Raw genomic sequence first — 18,912 nt, forward strand, 5'->3', positions numbered from 1 at the left:
CCTAGGTGTACCCGGCCAGGACGTTGGTGACGGCGGTCGGGGTTGCACGCAGGAGAACCTCCGAGTGGGGTGTGGCTTGTCTAAGGCCCACATCCGCCCGGAGGTTCTCGTGTCCCACGGTAATGCCCGCACCACGTTCCATGGCCGGAAACTGATCGTCGCGCGGTGGCAGAACGGGTGGACGAAGGCGCACATCGCCGCGGCGATGGGGCTCTCCCGCAAATGCGTGCGAACCTGGATCACCCGCTACCAGGACGAGGGCGAGGCCGGGCTGGTCGACCGGTCGTCCCGCCCGCACACCAGCCCGCGGCGCACGACGGCCGAGACCGAGCAGCGCATCGTCGAACTGCGCGGTGCCGAGCGCCGGGGCCCGGCCTGGATCGGGGCGGAGCTGGGCGTGCCGGCCCGCACGGTGTCCCGTGTGCTGCGTCGCCACGGGCAGCCCCGGCTGGCCGCGCTGGACCCGATGACCGGGGAGGTGATCCGGTTCTCGAAGCAGACGGCGGTCCGCTACGAGCGGGCCCGGCCCGGCGAGCTGGTGCACATGGACGTGAAGAAGCTCGCGCGCATCCCCGACGGCGGCGGCTGGCGGGCCCACGGCCGCGTCGCGGTCACCCCCGACCGCAGCCGCGCCCAACGCTCAGAGAACCGCAGCCCCGGCTATGACTACGTCCACTCCCTGGTCGATGACCACTCCCGGCTGGCCTACTCCGAGATCCTGCCCGATGAGAAGGGCACTACCTGCGCGGCGTTCCTGACCCGGGCCGCGGCCTACTTCACCGCCCACGGCATCACCCGGATCGAGCGGGTGATGACCGACAACGCCTGGGCCTACAAGTACTCCCTACGCGAGGTCTGCGCCGCGCTCGGGGCCCGCCAGAAGTTCATCCGACCGCACTGCCCGTGGCAGAACGGCAAGGTCGAACGCCTCAACCGCACCCTGGTCACCGAGTGGGCCTACCGGCAGCCCTTCACCAGCAACGCCGAACGCGCCGCCGCCCTTGCTCCCTGGCTGGAGCACTACAACACTCGACGCCGCCACAGCGCACTCGGCGGGGAGCCCCCGATCAGCCGACTGGCACCAACCTGATGGCTCGGTACACCTAGGAGGGGTGGCCCTCCACGTCGCCCTCGTCTCCCTGCGGCGCCTCGCGGGGAGCGCTCTGCGCCTCCAGGGACGCCGCCATCTCGGGCGACTCCTGCTCGAGGGCGATGTCACGGGGCTGCGGCGTCTCGGGGTCCGGCGTCGTCATGCCCCCACCCTGCCGCAGCGCGCCGCGCCCCGCTCCCTCACCCGCCTGCTCGAGGCAGCCACCTCGGGCGGAAGACCACCGTGCCCGACTGCGCCGGCACGTCCAGCACCACGGTGCCGGTGACCGACGAGGACGGTGCCAGCGGTACCGCCGGGAAGGCGACCGCCCCGGTGCCGCACCCCCCGGCCGGCGCCCTGCCGGCGGCCACGGTCCCGTCGTCCGCGACCAGGCGGAAGTCGGCGGGCGAGACGCTGCGCTCGCCACCGAGGACGGAGAGGTCGGCGCCGGTGGTCACGGTGATCCGGACCGCCACCAGCGTGCCGTTGCCCGGGACGACGGACGCATCGGCGCAGGACGCGCCGGGGAGCACCTGCTCCAGCGTGACCGAGAGCGCCGGGCCGCTCGTCGCGGGGTCGAGCACCTCTACCGACGCCCCGGGTGCCAGCACCACGGGCGCGGGCTCGGCGGGCGGCGGCTCCGCCGGGGGCTCCTCGGTGGGCGGCGGTTCCTCGACCGGGGGTGGCTCCTCGGCGGGCGGCTCCTCGACGGGAGGTGGTTCCTCGGCGGGTGGCTCCTCGGCCGGGGGTGGGTCGACCGGCGACGGGTCGGCGGGGAACGGGTCGGTGGGGGACGGGTCCGCGGGAGAGGGATCCGCAGGGGACGTGCCCGCGGGCGACCTGTCGGAGGGGGGGAGGGTCGTCGCCGGGGGATCGGTCGTCGGGGACGGCTGCACCGACGACGACGGGACGGCGGGTGGCTGCGTCGTGGCCGGTGCCGTGGTCCCGGCGGGTGGCGCGGGGGCGCTGGCCGGTCCCACCGCCTGGTGCGGCGACTCACCCCGGACCGCCGGGGACGGGGGCGGCTCGGTCGTGCGTGACGCCGGTGGGCCGGGATCGACGTCCAGCACGGGGCCGGGGTCGGGGTCGGTCGGACGGGCCGCCGGCCGGAGGGAGCTGACCGCCGGGGCGGGGGCACCGGGGGTGAACCAGTCGGCCGAGCCGGGGGGCAGGGCACCGATCGTCGGGATGACCAGCGGACCCACGCCGGCGTCCTCGGGCAGCACCCAGGTCTGCGGGTCGGCCGCGTGGTCGGCTGCCACCTGTACGGCACCGGCGGTCGGCGGAGCGGAGCTGCTCAGCGCCAGCACGGCGGCGGAGCCCAGCCCACCGGTCATCGCGGCCAGCGCCCGCAGCCGGCGGCGGGCCAGCAGCTGGGCGTGGTAGCGGGCCAGCGGCGACGGCGGTGGTGGTGCCGACCGCTGCGGTACCAGGCGCCGGCGCACCGGGGCCGCCGGCCGCCGGACGGCGGCGGGATCGCGCGGGACCGGTGACGGTCGCCGCGCCGGGCGGGCGGCTTCGGGGTCAACGGAGACGGGCTGCGGGCCACGCGCCGGATCGGCTCCCGGTGCGGGCGGGGGCGAGCTGGTCATCGTCATCACCGCCAGGGTCGGCGAGCCGGGGCAACGCCCGGGGAGGAGGGGCTGAACGATAACCGCCGGGACGGCGTCGCGGGGAGGTTCCGGAGCCCGAGCTCGTCCGTCCACCCGCTCCTGGACGTCGGCCCCCCCCCCCCCCCCGGCCGCCCCCCCCGACCGCGCTACCGCCCCCGCAGATCACGGCGGAGGATTTTCCCGGTCACCGTCTTGGGTAGCTCCTCGACCAGCTCCACGCTGCGCGGGTACTTGTAGGCCGCCATCCGTTCCTTGCAGTGCGCGATCAGCTCCTCGGGTGTGGTGCTCGCCCCGGGCCGGAGGCTGACGAACGCCTTCACCGTCTCGCCGCGCTTCTCGTCGGGGACGCCGACCACCGCCGATTCGCGCACCGCCGGGTGCTCGGCGAGCACGTCCTCGACCTCGCGGGGCCACACCTTGTATCCCGAGGCGTTGATCATGTCCTTCTTGCGGTCGACGATGAACACCCAGCCCTCGGCGTTCATGAAGCCGACGTCCCCGCTCTTGAGCGCACCGCCGGGCAGGCCGGCCGCGGTCTCCTCGGGCTTGCCCCAGTAGCCGGCCACCACCTGCGGGCCCTCGGCGACGATCTCGCCGACCTCGCCCAGCGGCAGGTCGCGCCCCTCGTCGTCCTGGATGCGCACCACCGTGTTCGGGGCGGGGACGCCGACCGAGAGCGCGCCCGAGACGGGGTCCACCGGTGACGGCGCCCCGAACGGGGTCACCGTCATCGGCGACGTCGTCTCGGTCAGGCCGTAGGCGCTGTGCACCTGCTTGCCGGTGGCCGCCAGGAAGTTCTGTTCCGCGGTGGGGGAGATCGCCGCCCCGCCGGAGTAGATGGAGGTGAACGAGGCGACGTGGTCCTTGCTGAACCCCGGGGCGTCGAGCAGCGCCGTGAAGGCGGTGATCGCGCCGATGGTGAAGGCGGGGCGGTGCTCGGCGAAGGCGTCGAGCACGACCTGGGGCTCGAACCGGTAGGTCAGCACCAGCGGGGCGGGCACGAGCAGGCTGACGGCGATGTGCCCGATCAGCCCGGTGATGTGGAACAGCGGGGCGACGCCGAAGATCGCGCCGTCCCGGCCCGCGTGCACCCAGTCGCGGTAGACCTGGGCGGTGAACACCACGTTCCGGTGGGTGTTCATCGCTCCCTTGGGCACGCCCGTGGTGCCCGAGGTGTAGGTCAGGAACGCCACGTCGTCGGAGCGCAGGCCGACCGGCGGCGGCACTCGGCCGCGGTGGACGGCGACGAACTCGGCGAAGTCCGTCGTCCCCTCGTGCCGCTGCCGGGTGGTGCCGGCGAAGAGCCGCTCGTCGTCGCGGGTCTGGAACTCCAGCTCGCTGGTGGTGAGCACCAGGCGCACGCCGGTCCCGGGCACCACCTCGCGCGCCACCTGGTCGTAGAGCGTCTCCAGCGACAGCAGCACGGTGGCGCCGGAGTCCTCGAGCAGGTAGGAGAGCTCGCGGGCCCGGCTCATCGGGTTGATCGACACCATGATCCCGCCGGCCTTCCAGGCGGCGACCATGGCGATGACGAACTGCGGCACGTTCTGCAGGTAGACCGCCAGCCGGTCGCCCGGCCCGAAGCCGCGGGCGAGCAGCCCGACGGCGAGGGCGTCGCTGAGCTCGTCGAGCTCCCGGCGGGTGATCGTCCCGTCGAAGTACCGCAGCGCCACGCTGTCGGGGTCGCGCTCGACGCCCGCCCGGAACATCTCCAGGGCGGTGTCGAACTCGATCGCGTAGTCGGCCGGCTGGTCGCCGTAGAGCGCCAGCCACGGCCGGTCGTCGTAGCCGCTCATGGCGCTGCTCGATGACGACGGGGTCGACGGGGGTGCCGGCGGCCTCGGCGAGCTCGGGCGCGGCGGATCTCGTCAGCGGTCACACCGCCCGCCCCGTGGGTGGCTGCGTCCCCGAGCAGCGCACCGCAGCGCGGCGCGGTCACGAGGGGGTCGGTCACGGACACCTCCGGGGCTGGGCGGTCACCCGTCCGTCGGACGGTCGGGGCGGCGCTCCGGACTATCCGCCGGGTGTGGTGGCGCCACAACCGGCGTGCAACATTCGGTGCGATCGCGCACCACCCGGAGCGCCGTCCGAGCCGCAGGGAGACCCCGTGACCAGCACCGTGCCCGGCAACCCGGAATCCGTCTTCACCTACGGGGCGCCGCAGCTGAAGTTCGGCAACGGCGCCTCCGACGAGATCGGTTTCGACCTCAGCCGGTACGGCGTGCGCCGGGTGCTGGTGGTGACCGACCCCGGGGTGGCCGCCACCGGGCACCCGCAGCGGGTGGCCGACCAGATGGCGCAGTTCGGCATCGAGGCCCGGGTGTTCGACGGCGTCCACGTCGAGCCGACCGACGTGAGCCTGGTCGAGGCGATCGACGAGGCGCGGTCCTCGGGCCCGTGGGACGCCTTCGTCGCCGTCGGCGGCGGGTCGAGCATCGACACCGCGAAGGCGATCAACCTGCTCACCACGAACCCCGGCGAGCTCATGGACTACGTCAACGTGCCGGTCGGCAAGGGGCAGGCGCCGTCGCAGCCGCTGAAGCCGCTGGTCGCCGTCCCGACGACGACCGGCACCGGCTCCGAGAGCACCACGATCTGCGTGATGGATGTGATCGCCCAGCGGGTGAAGAGCGGCATCAGCCACGCGTGGCTGCGGCCCACCCTGGCCGTCATCGACCCCGACCTCACGCTGAGTCAGCCGCCCGGGGTGACGGCGGCCTCGGGCATGGATATCCTCTGCCACGCGCTGGAGAGCTACACCGCCCGCTGGTACACGACCTACGACCGCAAGAGCCCCGACCAGCGGGTGCCCTACTGCGGCTCCAACCCCATCTCGGACATGTGGTCGGAGAAGGCGATGAGCCTGCTGGCCGGGTCGTTCCGGAAGGCCGTCCGGGACGGGGACGACGCGCAGGCCCGCTTCGACATGGCGATCGCGGCCACCTTCGCCGGCATGGGCTTCGGCAACGCCGGCGTGCACATCCCGCACGCCAACGCCTACCCCATCGCCGGGCAGGTGAAGGACTTCCACCCCGAGGACTACCCGGGCAGCGAGGCCATGGTGCCGCACGGGATGTCGGTGGCGCTGACCGCGCCCGAGGCGTTCCGCTTCACGTTCGAGGCGTCGCCGGAGCGGCACGTCCGCGTCGCCGAGCTGCTCGCGCCCGGCGCCGACTGCCCGGCCGACGCCGCGGAGTTCCTGCCCACGGTGCTGGCCGACCTGATGCGCGACATCGACATCCCCAACGGGGTGGGCGCGGTCGGGTTCGGCGAGGGCGACATCCCCGACCTGGTCGACGGCGCGATGAAGCAGCAGCGGCTGCTGGCCACCTGCCCCCGTGCGGTCACCGAGGACGACCTCGCCGGCATCTTCCGCCGGTCGATCTCCCTCTGGTGAGGCGGCTCAGCGGGGGGCGACGACGGTCTTGGTGACCTGGCCGGTGGCGACCAGGACGCCGTCGACGGTGGCCTCCGCCCGCATGAACGCGACCGCCCGGCCGCGGCGCAGCACGGAGGCGGTGACTTCCACCGCGGACCCGGCGCCCACCGGCCGCAGCAGCGAGGCCGAGACGTCGTGGGTGACGGCGTGCTCGCCGTCGCCGAGGTGGGGGAGCAGCGCGAGGAACGAGGCGACGTCCAGCAGGGCGTAGACGACGCCGCCGTGCAGCATCCCGGCCGGGTTCTGCGCGGCCGGGCTCACGGGGAACCGGATGCCCGCCGCCGGGTCCGCCTCGTCGCGCAGCTCGACGCCGAGGAACCGGTGCAGCGGGATGTCGAGGACGGTCTGCACGAGGGCTCGGGAGACGGGTGCGCCGGTCATCGGGCCAGCATCCATCAACAGCCCCGGCCGCTTCCCACAGACCCCGGCCGAGCCCCGCGGGGAGGGCGTCGGCGTTCCTAGGCTCCGTTCTGGTCAGGCAACCGGGAGGAGGCCGCGGTGGGTGCGTACGGGGATCCCGACGCCTTGGACGGGCTGGCCGCCGAGCTGGCCCGGCGCGCCGGGGCGGTGCGGGCGGCGGGGGAGGAGCACCGGCGCGCGGGAGCGCGCACCCGCTGGGTCTCCGACGCCGCCACGGCCTACCGCCGCCAGCAGGCCCGGGACTGCGCGGCCGTCGACGCCGCGGCCGACGCCATGGCGCACGCCGCCGGCCTGCTGCGCCGGCACGCCGACGAGGTGCGCGCACGGCTGGCGGCGATCGCCCGCGCCGAGCGGGCGGTCCGCTCGTGGCTGGACCAGCAGGCGGCCCGGGGCGGCGACCTGCTCGAGGAGGTCGCCGACGTGGTGGGGGAGCTGCCGGAGGCGGGTGCGGAGGCATGGCGCACGGTGTCGGCCCGGCTGAGCAGCGCGGGCCTGTGGTGACCGGCGCCGCCATCGAGGTCCGCGGCGGGGCGGGCGGTGTGGAGGCCGACCTCGCCGACCTCACCTCCCTGGCCGGCAGCAGCCTCGACCTGGCCGAGGCGCTGGCCGCCACGAGCGCGGTCTGCCACGGCATGCTGGCCGACCCGGACCTGCTCGCGTCGGCGGTGCTCGATCCCGTCGGCGTCGCCCGCTTCGAGGCGGCGCTGCTGGCAGCGCTCGACGGCGCCGGTGGCCTCACGGCGCTCGCCGTGGCGTTCACCGCGCGCGCGGCGACCCTGCGGGCAGCGGCCGAGGCGTACGCGGCCGCGGACGCCGCGCTCGCCGGCCTGGCCGACGACCTGCACTGGGCGGCCGGCTTCTTCCCGGAGGCGACCGTGGGCGGCCTGCTGGTCCTCGGAGCCGGGCGGGTCCTGACCGACCCGGTCGGCGCCGTCGACGGGGCGCGCGACCTGGCCGACGACCCCGAGGGGTGGCTGGCCGAGCACCCGGGCGTGGTCGACCACGTCGTCAACGCCGCTCCCGGTGCGGCGTCGCGGCTGGGCCTGAGCACCGGCGGGCTGCTCTCCCCGTGGTTCGGCGGCGGCGACGTCCGGTCCGCGGTCGCGCGGCTGGGCCGGCTGTGGCCGGACGGGGTGCCCGTCGTGGCCGAGCGGCCGGACGACGTCCGCGCCGCCGCGGTCCGGCCGCCCCGGGGCGTCGCGGACCTGCTGGCGGCGCTCGACCTGCGGTCCGAGGAATCGGACGCCGACCGCGACCACATCGGCGTCCGGGTGCTCACCCGCGCCGACGGCACCACCGCCTACGTCGTCGACATCCCCGGGACGCAGGACTGGGACCTGCCCGGTGGCGGGGTCAACCCGGCGACCAACGACCTGGGCACCAACCTGCGGGTGCTCGGCGGCGACGTCACGACGCGGCAGCGGGCGGTCGCCGAGGCGCTGCGGCGGGCCGGCGCCGGGCCCGCCGACCCGGTGCTGCTCGTGGGGCACAGCCAGGGCGGGATGGTGGCCGCGCAGGCGGCGCACGACGCGGGGACGGCGGACTTCCCCTACGACGTGCGCTGCGTGCTCACCGCGGGTGCGCCGATCGGCCGGGTGGAGGTGCCCGCGCGGGTCCAGGTGCTGGCGCTGGAGAACGTCCACGACGTCGTCCCGCACCTCGACGGCCGGGACAACGACGACGACGCGAACGTGACCACGGTGACCTTCGAGCGGCGGACCGGGGCCATCGGCACCGACCACGGGCTCCGGAACAGCTACCTGCACGGCGCCCGGGCCGTCGACCGCAGTGACGCCCCCTCGCTTGCGGCCTACCGGGTGAGCGCGGCACCCTTCCTCGCCGGGTCCGGCGATGACGTGACCGTCGTGGCCCACGTCTACTCGATCAGCAGGGGGTGAGCGGTCCGTGCGCCTGCTCGTGCCCGCGGCGGTGCTGCTCGCCGTGGCCGGCTGCTCCGGCGGGGGCGGTGGGACGCCGCCGGCCCCGTCCCCGGACGCTGCCGGGATCGGTGCCGCCGTCGAGGCCGGGCTGCTCGCCCGGGACGACGTCGCCGCCGTCGACTTCCGCTACAAGGACACGGCGACGGACCCGGCGAGCAGCACGGTGGACGTCACGGCCAAGCCGGGCGCCGACCCGCGCGCCATCCACGAGGAGGCGGTGCGCCTGGTGTGGCAGAGCGCGTTGCAGCCGCTCAACTCGATCGGCGTGAACGTCGTCGACCCCCGGGATCCGGTGCGGGGGCTGTCGGAGGTGGTCGACCTGCTCGACCCCGCGGACACCGCGCCCCTCGAAGAGCGGTACGGCCCGCGCCCGGGCTGAGGCCGTTCCGCCCGCTGGCTACTCTGCCCGCGTGGAGGCGGCGGCGGTCGTGCTGCCGGAGTTCTCGCTCATCGTCCTGGGCGTGCTGCTGCGCCGCTGGGCCTGGCGGTCGCCGGGCTTCTGGGTCGACCTCGAGCGCCTCGTGTACTTCGTGCTGTTCCCGGCCCTGCTGCTGCGCACGACACTGGCCGCCGACCTGGCCGCGGGCGGGACGGGCAGCGCCCTGCTGGCGGCCCTCGGGGCGCTCGCCGCGGGCGCGCTGGTGGGTGCGCTGGTGCGCTGGTTCCCGGGCGTCGACCGGGTGACCGCCGCCTCGGGCTGGCAGACGGCGTTCCGCTTCAACACCTACCTCGCCCTGGCCCTCGTCGACGACCGCGGACCGGCCGCGCTCGCGCTCATGGGCGTGCTGCTGGGCGTCACGGTGCCGGCGGTCAACGTCCTCGCGGTGCTGGCGCTCGCCCGCGGCACGGCCACGTCGAGCGGTCGCGGCGCCGTCGTGAGCGCGCTCGGCGCCGTGGTCCGGAACCCGTTGATCGTCGCGACCGTCGTCGGCCTGCTCGGCAACGTGGCGGGACTCGCGCTGCCGGAGCCCGTCGACGCCACGCTCGGCCGGATCGCGGCCGCGGCGGTCCCGCTGGGGCTGCTGACGGTGGGCGCGGCGCTCCGTCTGCGGGAGCTCGACCCCAGCGGGTGGCTGCTCTCCGGATACCTGGCGGCGGTCAAGCTGCTCGTGGTGCCCGCCGCCGCCCTGGCCCTGCTGGCCCTGCTCGAGGTCGAGGGCGACCAGCGGGCGGTGGTGCTGGCCTTCGCGGTGGTGCCCCCGGCCACCGCGTCCTACGTGCTCGCGGCGCGGATGGGCGGCAACGGCGGCTTCGTGTCGGCGCACATCTCGGTGGCGACGACCGCCGCGCTGGGAACGGTGCCGCTCTGGCTCCTGCTCACCGGCTGAGCGGGCTCGCGCCAGGTCCAGCCACCTGAGGCGCCACGGATCGGTGGACGGGAGGTTCGCGCCGGCCGAGCGCTGGACGCCTACTCCTCTCCCGGGGCCGCCGTGACGACATCGACGGACATCGTGTGGAACTGCACCCCCGGGACGGACGGGTAGCCCTGCTGACCCAGTGCGAGAGCGATGCTGGCCTCGGCGTCCGGGCGTGCGCCAGCCGCTTCCTCGGCGGTCGCCTCGACGACCCGGCCGTCCTCCTCCACCCTGACCGCCCAGCCCCCGTCCGCCGCCCGCCAGGCAGCCGCGCCGGCAGCCGACAGGGCCGCCTGGTCGACGACCTCCACGGTGTAGGTCACCGTCGCGCGGTATCTCGTCACCCTCGCGATCCTGGCACGGGGTCGTGCCTGGGCGAGGACCAGCCGGTGCGCTGCGGCCGAGGCCCGGCCGACGCCCGGTAGGCGGCTCGCGCGGCTCTGATGGTCCCGTACAGCGGGTGCGCCGTGTTGTCCCGCTGGTTGAGCGGCGGGGTCAGCTCGGCGATGACGGAGGCCTCCACCGCTGGCGGGTCCGGGTGCACCGCCCAGGTCAACCGGAGATGAGCGCGCATCCAGTCGGACAGCCGTTCCTCGTCCGCGTCGACGGGGACGACGCGGTCCGTCGTCCAGCGGGTGCGGTAGCCCTCGGACGACATGAGCAGCGCAACGAGGGCGCGGCGCAGCGTGGAGGACCCGGTCGGCCCTCGGAGATGGTTGCGGCCCACCCTGGTGCGCAGGTCCTGCGCCAGCCCGACGTACAGCAGTTCCAGCCCGTCGAGGGACGGATGCGCGGGACCGCTCACGTCGGACAGGCTGCCCGGCGGAGCCCACCAGGCGTAGAGGCCGGACTCCCGCGGCAACGTCGCGTGGGCCCCGTCGGCGTCGGTCGGTGGGCCGCACAGCTTCTCCGCGACCGTGAGTGCGTCCATCACGTCAGGAGCGTCGCACCGTTGCCCGGAAAGGCGCTTCCCGAGGAACTCGGTGGGTACCGGCGACAGCCCTCCGAGCCCCGGCTAGCGCGAGCTGCCGATGCGCTGGAGCGGAAGTGTCGTCGTCTCCGTCAGCTGAGCCGCACACGGCACCGACTGCACCGGCCTCGCCCGTGAGAATGCCGAACATCACGACCCGGGGCTCGTGAACCCTGACCGCAGCCCACAGCGGCGCTGCCGCGCACGCGCCTCGACGACGGACGGCGCAGCAGTGACCGAGATGGCGCAGGCTCGATGTGCACGACGTTCCTGCTGCCGATCACGGACTCCGAAACAGGCGTGAGAGCGGGCGGCTGTCAGGGACTGTGCATCTCCGGGAGGTGTGGCTCTCGGACATCTAGTAGTGATCTGGACAGGACAGCGAGGAATCCGCAGCCTCCCAGGCGGCTACGAACTCCTCCGCCGCCTCGCCCTGGATCCACGCCAGCGGGGACTCCCGGCCGTCGATCACCAGCAGTCGCTCGGATGTGGTCCAGTCAGGGGCGCCGACATTCTCGGTCGGATCATCGGCGACGAGCGTGACCTGAGGATCGCCCGATGCCGGCCTGACCCAGTCATCCACCGTGAAGGTGACGTGCAGGCCACCGGCTCGCTCCGTCGTCCCCCGGACGGTGCCCCAGAAGACGTGGTCGGAGCAGGCGATGACGGCCTCGGGGGACGCCAGGCCGCCGTCGCGCCGCGTTGCATCATCGGAAGCACAGGCAGCGACGAGCAGCGAGACTGCGGCAACCGACCCTGTGCACGTCGTGAAGCGGACCGTGTCCATCCCGCACCCTCCACCCCTGCCCGGCGGAAACGCCAGCTCAGCCACCAGCAGCGGAAACGGAGACGCCGTCGAGCACGAGGCGGGACCGCGACCGTCGTTCGGTGGGGCGGGTGGGGCTCGAACCCACGACCCAGGGATTATGAGTCCCATGCTCTGACCGGCTGAGCTACCGCCCCGGACGTACCAGCCTGCCAGAAGCCCCCGCGGAAACCGCGTCGCGGCCCGGTGCCCGAGTGGCGGACCGCGAAGGTCCGTTACCACCCTGTGACATATCCAGGTTTCGCTTGTACCGTCTCTCGCGGCCCACCCGATCCCGCTCCCGAACCCGGGGGCTCGGGCGGGCCCCGCCGAACTCTGCGGTCTGACCGCCGCGGGGACCGGGGACCCACGTTCTCTGGGGTGAATCCCGCCTGCGCCTCCACGGGCAGGCAGGTAGGGCACGTTCCGGCCCGAACCCGTCAGCTGACCTGGTAGGCGGACCGAGGAACGGAGACAGTCGCCTTGGCGACCACGCACCACCTGAAGGGCGTCCTGCGGCGCCCACGCCGCGCCGCCGGCCGGGCGACCATCGCCCTCACCGCGCTGCTGTCGCTGTCCCTGCTCGGCGCGCCGGCCTCGTCGGCGGCACCGAGCGCAGCGCAGAGCGAGCACGACCGCGTCGCCGCCGAGGTCCAGGGCATCGAGCAGCGCGTCCGCGAGGCCGAGGAGCGGCTGCAGCAGATGACGCTGCGGGCCGAGGAGGCCAGCGGCGCCGTGCTGGCCGCGCAGGCCGAGCTCGACCGCGCCCGGCAGCACGCCGACGCGATCGCCGCCGAGCTCGCCGCCGTCCGGGAGGCCGTCGGACGCACCCAGGACGACGTCGCCACCCTGGGCCGCGAGGCTTACATGGGCAGCGACGAAGCGTTCACCGAGATCGAGATGGTGCTGCACGCCGAAGGCCCGGGGGAGCTGCTGCAGCAGGCGGCGACGCTGGACCTGCTCGGCGAGGACCGAGCCCGGGTGCTCGAGGAGCTGCGGGTCGCCGAGGCGCGCGAGGCGCGGCTCGACCGCGAGGCCAAGGCGGCCGTCGCCGAGCGCGACGCCGCCGCGCACAAGGCCGAGGAGGCCCAGACGGAGGCCGACCGCCTTCTCGGCGAGGCGCAGGCCGAGTTCGACGCCCTGACGGCGGAGAAGGCGAGCCTCGACCAGCAGCTGCGCGACGCCGAGATCCGGCTGCTCGAGGTGAAGGGCGCCGAGGACGCCGCCCGCGCGTACGACGAGGCGCAGGCGGCGGAGCAGGCACTCATGACGGTGGCCGCCGCCCCGGGTGGCAGCGGCGCTGCGTTGACCCAGGGCCGGGTCACCTCCTGCTACGGCGCGCGCTGGGGCACGATGCACCTCGGTGTGGACATCGCCGCGCCGATCGGCACCCCGATCTACACGCCCGAGCCGGGCGTCGTGCTGCAGGCCGGTCCGGCCAGCGGCTTCGGGCTCGCCGTCGCGATCCAGCACCCCGACGGGGTCATCACCGTCTACGGCCACGTGAACCAGTTCTTCGTGTCGCCGGGCCAGGTGGTCAGCGGCGGGCAGCAGATCGCCGAGGTCGGCAACCGCGGCCAGTCCACCGGGCCGCACCTCCACTTCGAGACACACCGGGGCGGCCTCTACGCCGACCGGGCCAACCCGGTCTCGTGGCTGGCCCAGCGCGGCATCTCCCTGGGCGGCAGCTGCAGCTGACCGGTGCGGCGCGTCGCCTCGGGCAGTATCGGGGCGTGCGGACGGCGGTGGACAGGGCCTGGCTGCGGGCAGCGGTGCTCGGCGCCCTGCTGCTCGGTGGCGGGGTCGCGGCGCTGACGCTGGACCTGCCGTCGGCGGACCACCTGCGGGCGGTCGTGGACGGGGCCGGGGCCGTCGCCTGGCCCCTGCTGGTGGGCGCGGTGGCGCTGGTGCTGCTGGCGCCGGTGCCGCGGTCGGTGGTCTCGGCCCTCGTCGGCGCGGTGCTCGGCTTCGCCGCGGGGCTCGCCGTGGCCTTCGTCGGCGGGATGCTCGCCGCCGTCGTCGCCTTCGGGCTCGCCCGCGCGCTGGGGCGGCCGGCCGTCGCCCGGCTGGCCGGTCCGCGCCTGGGACGGCTGGCCGGCGGCCGGACCTTCGCCGCGGTGCTCGTGAGCCGGCTGGTGCCGGTCGTCCCCTTCGTCGCCGTCAACTACGGGGCGGGCCTCGCGGGCGTGCGGCCGGCGCCCTTCGCCGCAGCCACGGCCGTGGGGCTGGTCCCCAGCACGCTGGTGCAGGTGGGTCTGGGCGCCTCGGCCGGCGTGCTGTTCGCCCACCTGGACGCCGCCGTCGTCGTCGCGGGCCTGGTGGCGGGCCTCGCCGTGCTCGCCGTCGGCACGGCGTGGTGGTACCGGGGCCGGACGGCGCGGCCGGCCCGCGGGGGTGCCTAGCCCCGGCCGAACAGCTGGCCGAGCACGCCGCCGGCCCCACCGACGGTGCGGGCGGCCAGCTGCAGGATCGGCCCGCCCGGGATGCCCGGTGCCTGCTGCACGATCGGCGCCAGCTGCAACAGACCCGGCACGTCGTGGACCTTCAGCTTGCGGCGCGCTGCCGCGGGGACGGGGTTGACCCGTCCCGACGCGGCGTCGAGCAGCAGGTCGGCGGCGGCCTCGACGGCCGGCCCCTCGACGACCCCGGCGGGGACCCGGCGCACCTGCCAGCCGCTCGCGTCGGAGGTGAACCCCCAGCCGCCGTCGGGGGTGACCAGGCTGACCCGCCCGGAGATGCCGCTCGAGGCCGCCAGCGCACCCGTGACGTCGGTCAGCGCGGCCACTCCGGACTGCAGCACGGCGGCGGGTGGGGGTTCCGCCCCGCAGGAGACCAGGTCCAGGCCGTGGACGGCGAGCTCGTACGCCTGGCCCAGGGCGACGCTGAGCAGCGGCACCCGGCCGACGACGGAGACCGCCGGCGCGGTGTCGAGCTCCACGGGCTCGTCGGCCAGGTAGCGGGCGGTCGCCTCGCGGTTGCGGCGCAGCCCGGCCAGCACCTCTTCGCGGGAGGCGTCGCGGTGGGCGGCGACGACGCGGGCGTTCACCGCATCCGGGTCCGGTGGCGTCCCGGTCGCGCCGGTGCGCGCCGAGGCGATGAGGTCGTGCAGGGCCGCGTGGTCGTCCCAGCACCCCAGGTGCACGCAGATCTCGTGCGCCCGCCATCCCGGCAGCCGCGAAGACCGGCCGAGGTCCACGGACTCCGCCTGCGCCAGGAACGCGTCCCACGCCTCCAGCACCATCCCGGCGACGGCGTCCCGTCCCGCCTCGGCCATGCCCTGGTGTGCACCCACGCGGGTGGCCCTACCCGGAGGCCCGGCGGGGCAGGCATCACCTCGCGTGGCGCCGGTCACCCGCAGGGGTGAGCACGGCGTCAAGCAGCGGCCGGGCGGGACCGATCGCCACCCTGTGAGTGACGCATCGGCGCATGACCGCCGAGCCGGGAGCCCTCCGGCCTCCGGAGTGCGGCCGCGGTCGGCCGCGACCGCGGCGCTGACCCGCGTGCGGTCCGGGCTGTACCGGCCGCTGGCCGGCGACGACGCCCGCGTCGCCTTCTGGATCCGGCACGTGCGGATCGGCGTGCTGGTCACCGAGCTGTCGGCGCTCGCCGTCGCCGCCTACGCGCTGCTGGCCGACGGTCCCGTCGCCGCCCGCCTCGGCCTGGTCGGCCTGGCCGCCGGCACCGCCGTGGCCGTCCCCGCGACGCTGCTGCTCCCGCTGCGGGCCATGATGCGCGACTGGCGCGGCCCCACCCTCTTCTACGGCTGGACGCTCGCGACCATCGTCGTGGTCGTCGTCGCCACGCGCCTGGACGGCGGCGCCGCCAGCCCCCTGGACGCGCTGCTCTTCCTCACCCTGACCTACACGGCGGTCGTGTACTCGCCGGCCGGGGTGGTCGCCATGGGCAGCGTCATGACGGCGGCGTACCTGTTCTGCATCGAACTGCCGGGGCTCACCACCAGTGGCATGTTCTTCCTGGCCGTCATGGGGGTGTTCACGATCGTCTGCGCGATGGCGTCGGCCAACTCCTGGGCCGCCTACGACCGGCAGATGCTCCTGATCCGCACGCAGGAGGTGCTGGCCTCCACCGATCCGCTCACCGGCATCCCGAACCGGCGGCTGTTCCTCGAGCGGGTCTCCCGCGCGGTGGAGGCCGCGGCGTGGGGTCACCAGTCAGTGGTCTGCCTCGTCGACCTCGACGGCTTCAAGGCCGTCAACGACGCCGACGGCCACGCGGCCGGGGACGCGCTGCTCACCGCGGTCGGGGCGGCCCTGGGCGGTGCCGTCCGCGAGACCGACACCGTGGCACGGCTCGGCGGCGACGAGTTCGCGGTGCTGGCCGACGTGACCGCCGGGTACTCGGCCGCGCTGCTGGCCGACCGGTTGCGCTCCGCCGTCGCGGTCAGCGGGGCGCGCTTCGGCGTCACCGCCAGCGTGGGCCTGGCCGAGGTCGAGACCGGCGACGACGTCGAGGACCTGATGCACCGGGCCGACGTCGCGATGTACCGGGCGAAGAGCACCGGTGGCGACCGGGTGGGCGTGCTCGACTCCTGACCCCAAGCCGTCGACACCGCGTGGCCCGTGGATCACGGAGCGTGAACCGCCTGTCGGCCGGACGTGCTGGTCGTGCGCCGCGGAGGGAGCGGTCGAGCTCCGCAGCAAGACTACGCAGAGTGACTGATCGCCCCCGTGGCTCGACCGGTTCCGGATCGATCCAGACCGGTGCGGCGCCCGCTGAGCGTGCGCACCTGTGAATACGCTGACACTGCTGGACGTGGTCGGTGACAGATGGTATTGGCCGCTGACCAGCAACAAGGCGCCGCGCGCGTGCTCGGTCGCCACATTCGCCCCAGGAGTCGCAGCCGGGCTGGCGCGATGGGGTCACCATCGTGCAAACTTGTCGCGGGAGCCCTGCTCCGCCACTGCCGATGACGGCGCGTCACCGAATCGATGGGTCCGTAGGGGAAGACGAGACCGATCGAGTCGATGGAGGTGCCCGGTGCAGCGACGGTCAACCCAGGGTGTCGTCTTCGTGCACTCGTGCCCGAAGGCGCTCTGCCAGCACGTCGAGTGGGCGCTGGAACGCGTCGTCGGCGCGCCGGTCTCCCTGTCGTGGGCTGAGCAGCCCGCGGCGCACGGTGCCTACCGTGCCGAAGTGGCGTGGACGGGTTCGCCCGGCACCGGCGCCAAGCTCGTCGCTGCGCTGCGCGCGTGGCCGATGCTGCGCTTCGAGGTCACCGAGGAAGCCAGCCACGGCAATGACGGCGAGCGCATGTCCTACGTGCCCGGGCACGGTGTGTTCCGCGCGCCCACCAGCGCCAACGGCGACCTCATCGTCACCGAGCAGCAGCTGCGGCACCTGGCCGCCACGGCGACGTCGATCGAGGCCTTCCGGCACGGTGTCGACGAGCTGCTGGGCGCCGCGTGGGACGCCGACCTGGAGGTCTACCGGCACGCCGGCGACGGCAGCCCGGTGACCTGGCTGCACCAGGTGGTCTGAAGGTCACGATCGGGGCACGACACTCCCGGCCTGGTCGGGGAGCCGTCGTAGCCTGGAGCGGGCCGTCCGGGCGCCGTCGGGGAAGCGGCGCCGGGACGGCCTTTCCACGTAGCGCGGCCGTGCCGCCGCAGCGATGCCCCTGAGGCGGACATCTCAGGGCCCGGGATGTCCGCCTCAGGGGCATCGCCGTCGGAGCAGGACGCCGCCCGGCCGCCGGGGCGCACCTGTCCGCGTGGACGAGGTGCTGGATCGGCCCCCCGCCGCCCGCGAGCGGTGGGAGGCGCGGGTCGTTCAGAGCGGGATGTTGCCGTGGGCCCCGCGACCGTGCGGAGCCGCGGCCAGCGCCTCGACGAGCCGCTGCCGGGTGCGCACCGGCTCGACCACCTCGTCGACGACACCGATCTGCAGCGCGCGGTTGACCCCGCCGGCGATCCGCTCGTGCTCCTCGGCGAGCTGGGCGTGCAGCGTCTCGCGCTCGCCGGGAGGTGCGGCGGCCAGCTTCTTGCGATGCAGGATGCCGACGGCCGCCTTGGCGCCCATGACGGCGACCTCGGCGCCGGGCCACGCGAACACCGCGGTCGCGCCCAGGGAGCGGGAGTTCATCGCGATGTAGGCGCCGCCGTAGGACTTGCGCGTCACCAGCGTCACGCGCGGGACCACCGCCTCGGCGAAGGCGTGCAGGAGCTTGGCGCCCCGGCGCACGACGCCGTCCCACTCCTGGCCGACGCCGGGCAGGTAGCCGGGCACGTCGACCAGCACCACCAGGGGGACGCCGAAGGCGTCGCACATGCGCACGAACCGCGCCGCCTTCTCCGCGGACGCGGAGTCCAGGCAGCCGCCGAGGCGGAGCGGGTTGTTCGCGATGACGCCGACGGTCCGCCCGGCCAGCCGGCCCAGGGTGGTGACGACGTTGGGCGCGAACCGCGGGTGCAGCTCGAGCCCGGGCTCGTCGAGCAGCGAGGAGACCAGCGGCTTCACGTCGTAGGCCCGGTTGGTCTGCTCGGGCAGCAGCGCCCCCAGGTCGGTGCCCCCTCCGTCGCCGGCCGGGCCGAAGCTGCCCTGGGCCGCGAGCAGGTCGACGGCCAGCCGTGCCGTCTCCAGCGCCGCGGGCTCGGAGTCGGTGACCACGTGCACGACGCCGCTGCGCCGTCCGTGGGTGTCGGGCCCGCCCAGGCTCTCCATGTCGACGTTCTCACCGGTGACCGAGCGGACCACCTCCGGCCCGGTGACGAACACCCGGCCGGCCGGCCCCATGATCACCAGGTCGGTGAGCGCCGGGCCGTAGGCCGCACCGCCGGCGGCCGGGCCGAGCACCACGGAGATCTGCGGGATGCGACCGGATGCCCGGACCATGGCCGCGAAGACCTCGCCGACGGCGTGCAGCGCGGTGACGCCCTCGGCCAGGCGGGCCCCGCCGGAGTGCCAGATGCCGATGACCGGCACCCGCTCGCGCAGGGCGGCGTCGATCGCGTCGACGATGTGCCGGCAGCCGTCGATGCCCATCGCGCCGCCCATCACCGTGGCGTCGGTGCAGAAGGCGATGGCGCGGCTGCCGGACACCGTGCCGCGGGCGGCCAGCACCCCGGAGGTGTCGCGGACGCCCAGCTGCTGCATCGAGCCCGCGTCGAAGAACCGCCGGAGCCGGTCCTCCGGGTCGCGGGGGTCGGGCGCGGTCACGGCGGGCGCGGCCTGGACTGTCGTCACGGGTACCTCCGGGGCTCATGGCCGCGCTGCAGGGTGCCGCCGCAAGCGCGCGAGCGGCAGGGGGCAGCGGGGTCCGT

Annotated in this window: 19 protein-coding genes, 1 tRNA gene and 1 riboswitch; of the genes, 10 read left to right on the forward strand and 10 right to left on the reverse strand. The window is 74.9% G+C overall.

Annotation, left to right across the window (positions count from 1 at the left end):
* Window positions 1–109 precede the first annotated feature (109 nt).
* The gene (locus QOZ88_RS16055; protein WP_306000740.1) at window positions 110–1,090 is read left to right on the forward strand and encodes an IS481 family transposase; all 981 of its coding nucleotides are present in this window, start codon (window positions 110–112) and stop codon (window positions 1,088–1,090) included.
* A gap of 13 nt (window positions 1,091–1,103) precedes the next feature.
* Here QOZ88_RS16055 and QOZ88_RS16060 read toward each other — a convergent pair whose 3' ends face one another.
* The 3 genes from QOZ88_RS16060 to QOZ88_RS16070 form a co-directional block, all read right to left on the reverse strand.
* Window positions 1,104–1,253: a hypothetical protein gene (locus QOZ88_RS16060; RefSeq protein WP_170852472.1), complete on the reverse strand. Its 150-nt coding sequence runs from the start codon at window positions 1,251–1,253 to the stop codon at window positions 1,104–1,106.
* Between the two features lie 37 nt (window positions 1,254–1,290).
* Window positions 1,291–2,688, reverse strand: a complete 1,398-nt coding sequence (locus QOZ88_RS16065; RefSeq protein WP_306000741.1) for a hypothetical protein — start codon at window positions 2,686–2,688, stop codon at window positions 1,291–1,293.
* Window positions 2,689–2,849: 161 nt separating this feature from the next.
* Window positions 2,850–4,499 (reverse strand): AMP-binding protein, encoded by a 1,650-nt coding sequence (locus QOZ88_RS16070; RefSeq protein ID WP_306000742.1) that lies wholly within the window; start codon window positions 4,497–4,499, stop codon window positions 2,850–2,852.
* A gap of 311 nt (window positions 4,500–4,810) precedes the next feature.
* Between QOZ88_RS16070 and QOZ88_RS16075 the strand changes: the two genes are divergently transcribed.
* On the forward strand, window positions 4,811–6,100 hold the full coding sequence (locus QOZ88_RS16075) for a hydroxyacid-oxoacid transhydrogenase (RefSeq protein WP_306000743.1): 1,290 nt from the start codon (window positions 4,811–4,813) through the stop codon (window positions 6,098–6,100).
* 6 nt (window positions 6,101–6,106) lie between these two features.
* Here the strand turns inward: QOZ88_RS16075 and QOZ88_RS16080 are convergent, their stop codons facing one another.
* Complete coding sequence (locus QOZ88_RS16080) at window positions 6,107–6,523, reverse strand: PaaI family thioesterase (protein WP_306000744.1); 417 nt, start codon at window positions 6,521–6,523, stop codon at window positions 6,107–6,109.
* Between the two features lie 117 nt (window positions 6,524–6,640).
* Here QOZ88_RS16080 and QOZ88_RS16085 point away from each other — a divergent pair, with 117 nt between their 5' ends.
* The 4 genes from QOZ88_RS16085 to QOZ88_RS16100 are packed head-to-tail and all read left to right on the forward strand — an operon-like array spanning window position 6,641 to window position 9,830.
* A complete protein-coding gene (locus QOZ88_RS16085; protein WP_306000745.1) occupies window positions 6,641–7,063 on the forward strand; it encodes a hypothetical protein in 423 nt (140 codons plus the stop codon).
* Window positions 7,060–8,460, forward strand: a complete 1,401-nt coding sequence (locus tag QOZ88_RS16090) for a lipase family protein (RefSeq protein ID WP_306000746.1) — start codon at window positions 7,060–7,062, stop codon at window positions 8,458–8,460. Before QOZ88_RS16085 ends, QOZ88_RS16090 begins: the two co-directional genes overlap by 4 nt.
* A gap of 7 nt (window positions 8,461–8,467) precedes the next feature.
* Window positions 8,468–8,881 carry a hypothetical protein gene (locus QOZ88_RS16095; RefSeq protein ID WP_306000747.1) on the forward strand — a complete coding sequence of 138 codons (414 nt, stop codon included), beginning with the start codon at window positions 8,468–8,470 and terminating at the stop codon, window positions 8,879–8,881.
* Window positions 8,882–8,912: 31 nt separating this feature from the next.
* The gene (locus QOZ88_RS16100; RefSeq protein WP_306000748.1) at window positions 8,913–9,830 is read left to right on the forward strand and encodes an AEC family transporter; all 918 of its coding nucleotides are present in this window, start codon (window positions 8,913–8,915) and stop codon (window positions 9,828–9,830) included.
* Between the two features lie 80 nt (window positions 9,831–9,910).
* Here the strand turns inward: QOZ88_RS16100 and QOZ88_RS16105 are convergent, their stop codons facing one another.
* The 4 genes from QOZ88_RS16105 to QOZ88_RS16120 all read right to left on the reverse strand — a co-directional run bounded on the left by QOZ88_RS16105 (window position 9,911) and on the right by QOZ88_RS16120 (window position 11,790).
* Window positions 9,911–10,201 carry a hypothetical protein gene (locus tag QOZ88_RS16105; RefSeq protein WP_306000749.1) on the reverse strand — a complete coding sequence of 97 codons (291 nt, stop codon included), beginning with the start codon at window positions 10,199–10,201 and terminating at the stop codon, window positions 9,911–9,913.
* On the reverse strand, window positions 10,198–10,788 hold the full coding sequence (locus QOZ88_RS16110; protein ID WP_406568233.1) for a GIY-YIG nuclease family protein: 591 nt from the start codon (window positions 10,786–10,788) through the stop codon (window positions 10,198–10,200). The genes QOZ88_RS16105 and QOZ88_RS16110 overlap by 4 nt, the downstream gene beginning before the upstream one ends.
* Before the next feature lie 397 nt (window positions 10,789–11,185).
* Complete coding sequence (locus QOZ88_RS16115) at window positions 11,186–11,614, reverse strand: hypothetical protein (protein ID WP_306000751.1); 429 nt, start codon at window positions 11,612–11,614, stop codon at window positions 11,186–11,188.
* 102 nt (window positions 11,615–11,716) lie between these two features.
* Window positions 11,717–11,790, reverse strand: a tRNA-Ile gene (locus QOZ88_RS16120).
* A gap of 169 nt (window positions 11,791–11,959) precedes the next feature.
* Window positions 11,960–12,091, forward strand: a riboswitch (cyclic di-AMP (ydaO/yuaA leader).
* Window positions 12,092–12,115: 24 nt separating this feature from the next.
* Between QOZ88_RS16120 and QOZ88_RS16125 the strand changes: the two genes are divergently transcribed.
* Together QOZ88_RS16125 and QOZ88_RS16130 are read left to right on the forward strand one after the other, a co-directional pair.
* On the forward strand, window positions 12,116–13,330 hold the full coding sequence (locus QOZ88_RS16125) for a peptidoglycan DD-metalloendopeptidase family protein (RefSeq protein WP_306000752.1): 1,215 nt from the start codon (window positions 12,116–12,118) through the stop codon (window positions 13,328–13,330).
* A gap of 35 nt (window positions 13,331–13,365) precedes the next feature.
* Window positions 13,366–14,034 (forward strand): TVP38/TMEM64 family protein, encoded by a 669-nt coding sequence (locus tag QOZ88_RS16130; protein ID WP_306000753.1) that lies wholly within the window; start codon window positions 13,366–13,368, stop codon window positions 14,032–14,034.
* Here the strand turns inward: QOZ88_RS16130 and QOZ88_RS16135 are convergent.
* Window positions 14,031–14,924 (reverse strand): maleylpyruvate isomerase N-terminal domain-containing protein, encoded by an 894-nt coding sequence (locus QOZ88_RS16135; RefSeq protein WP_306000754.1) that lies wholly within the window; start codon window positions 14,922–14,924, stop codon window positions 14,031–14,033. The two genes, QOZ88_RS16130 and QOZ88_RS16135, sit on opposite strands and share 4 nt — an antisense overlap.
* A 208-nt stretch (window positions 14,925–15,132) precedes the next feature.
* Here QOZ88_RS16135 and QOZ88_RS16140 point away from each other — a divergent pair, with 208 nt between their 5' ends.
* A complete protein-coding gene (locus tag QOZ88_RS16140) occupies window positions 15,133–16,185 on the forward strand; it encodes a GGDEF domain-containing protein (protein ID WP_306000755.1) in 1,053 nt (350 codons plus the stop codon).
* 445 nt (window positions 16,186–16,630) lie between these two features.
* Window positions 16,631–17,131 (forward strand): DUF3145 domain-containing protein, encoded by a 501-nt coding sequence (locus tag QOZ88_RS16145; protein ID WP_091934603.1) that lies wholly within the window; start codon window positions 16,631–16,633, stop codon window positions 17,129–17,131.
* A 291-nt stretch (window positions 17,132–17,422) separates the two neighbouring features.
* On the opposite strand, the gene QOZ88_RS16150 is transcribed toward QOZ88_RS16145, so the two are convergent.
* Window positions 17,423–18,835, reverse strand: a complete 1,413-nt coding sequence (locus tag QOZ88_RS16150) for an acyl-CoA carboxylase subunit beta (protein WP_306000756.1) — start codon at window positions 18,833–18,835, stop codon at window positions 17,423–17,425.
* Window positions 18,836–18,912: the final 77 nt, after the last annotated feature.

The organism is Blastococcus carthaginiensis, from assembly GCF_030731085.1.
Lineage (GTDB): Bacteria > Actinomycetota > Actinomycetes > Mycobacteriales > Geodermatophilaceae > Blastococcus > Blastococcus carthaginiensis.

Coding starts and splice junctions, on each gene's coding strand:
- QOZ88_RS16060 (WP_170852472.1), bottom strand. CDS start 1,253: ATGACGACGCCGGACCCCGAGACGCCGCAGCCCCGTGACATCGCCCTC.
- QOZ88_RS16065 (WP_306000741.1), bottom strand. CDS start 2,688: ATGACGATGACCAGCTCGCCCCCGCCCGCACCGGGAGCCGATCCGGCG.
- QOZ88_RS16070 (WP_306000742.1), bottom strand. CDS start 4,499: ATGAGCGGCTACGACGACCGGCCGTGGCTGGCGCTCTACGGCGACCAG.
- QOZ88_RS16080 (WP_306000744.1), bottom strand. CDS start 6,523: ATGACCGGCGCACCCGTCTCCCGAGCCCTCGTGCAGACCGTCCTCGAC.
- QOZ88_RS16110 (WP_406568233.1), bottom strand. CDS start 10,788: ATGGACGCACTCACGGTCGCGGAGAAGCTGTGCGGCCCACCGACCGAC.
- QOZ88_RS16115 (WP_306000751.1), bottom strand. CDS start 11,614: ATGGACACGGTCCGCTTCACGACGTGCACAGGGTCGGTTGCCGCAGTC.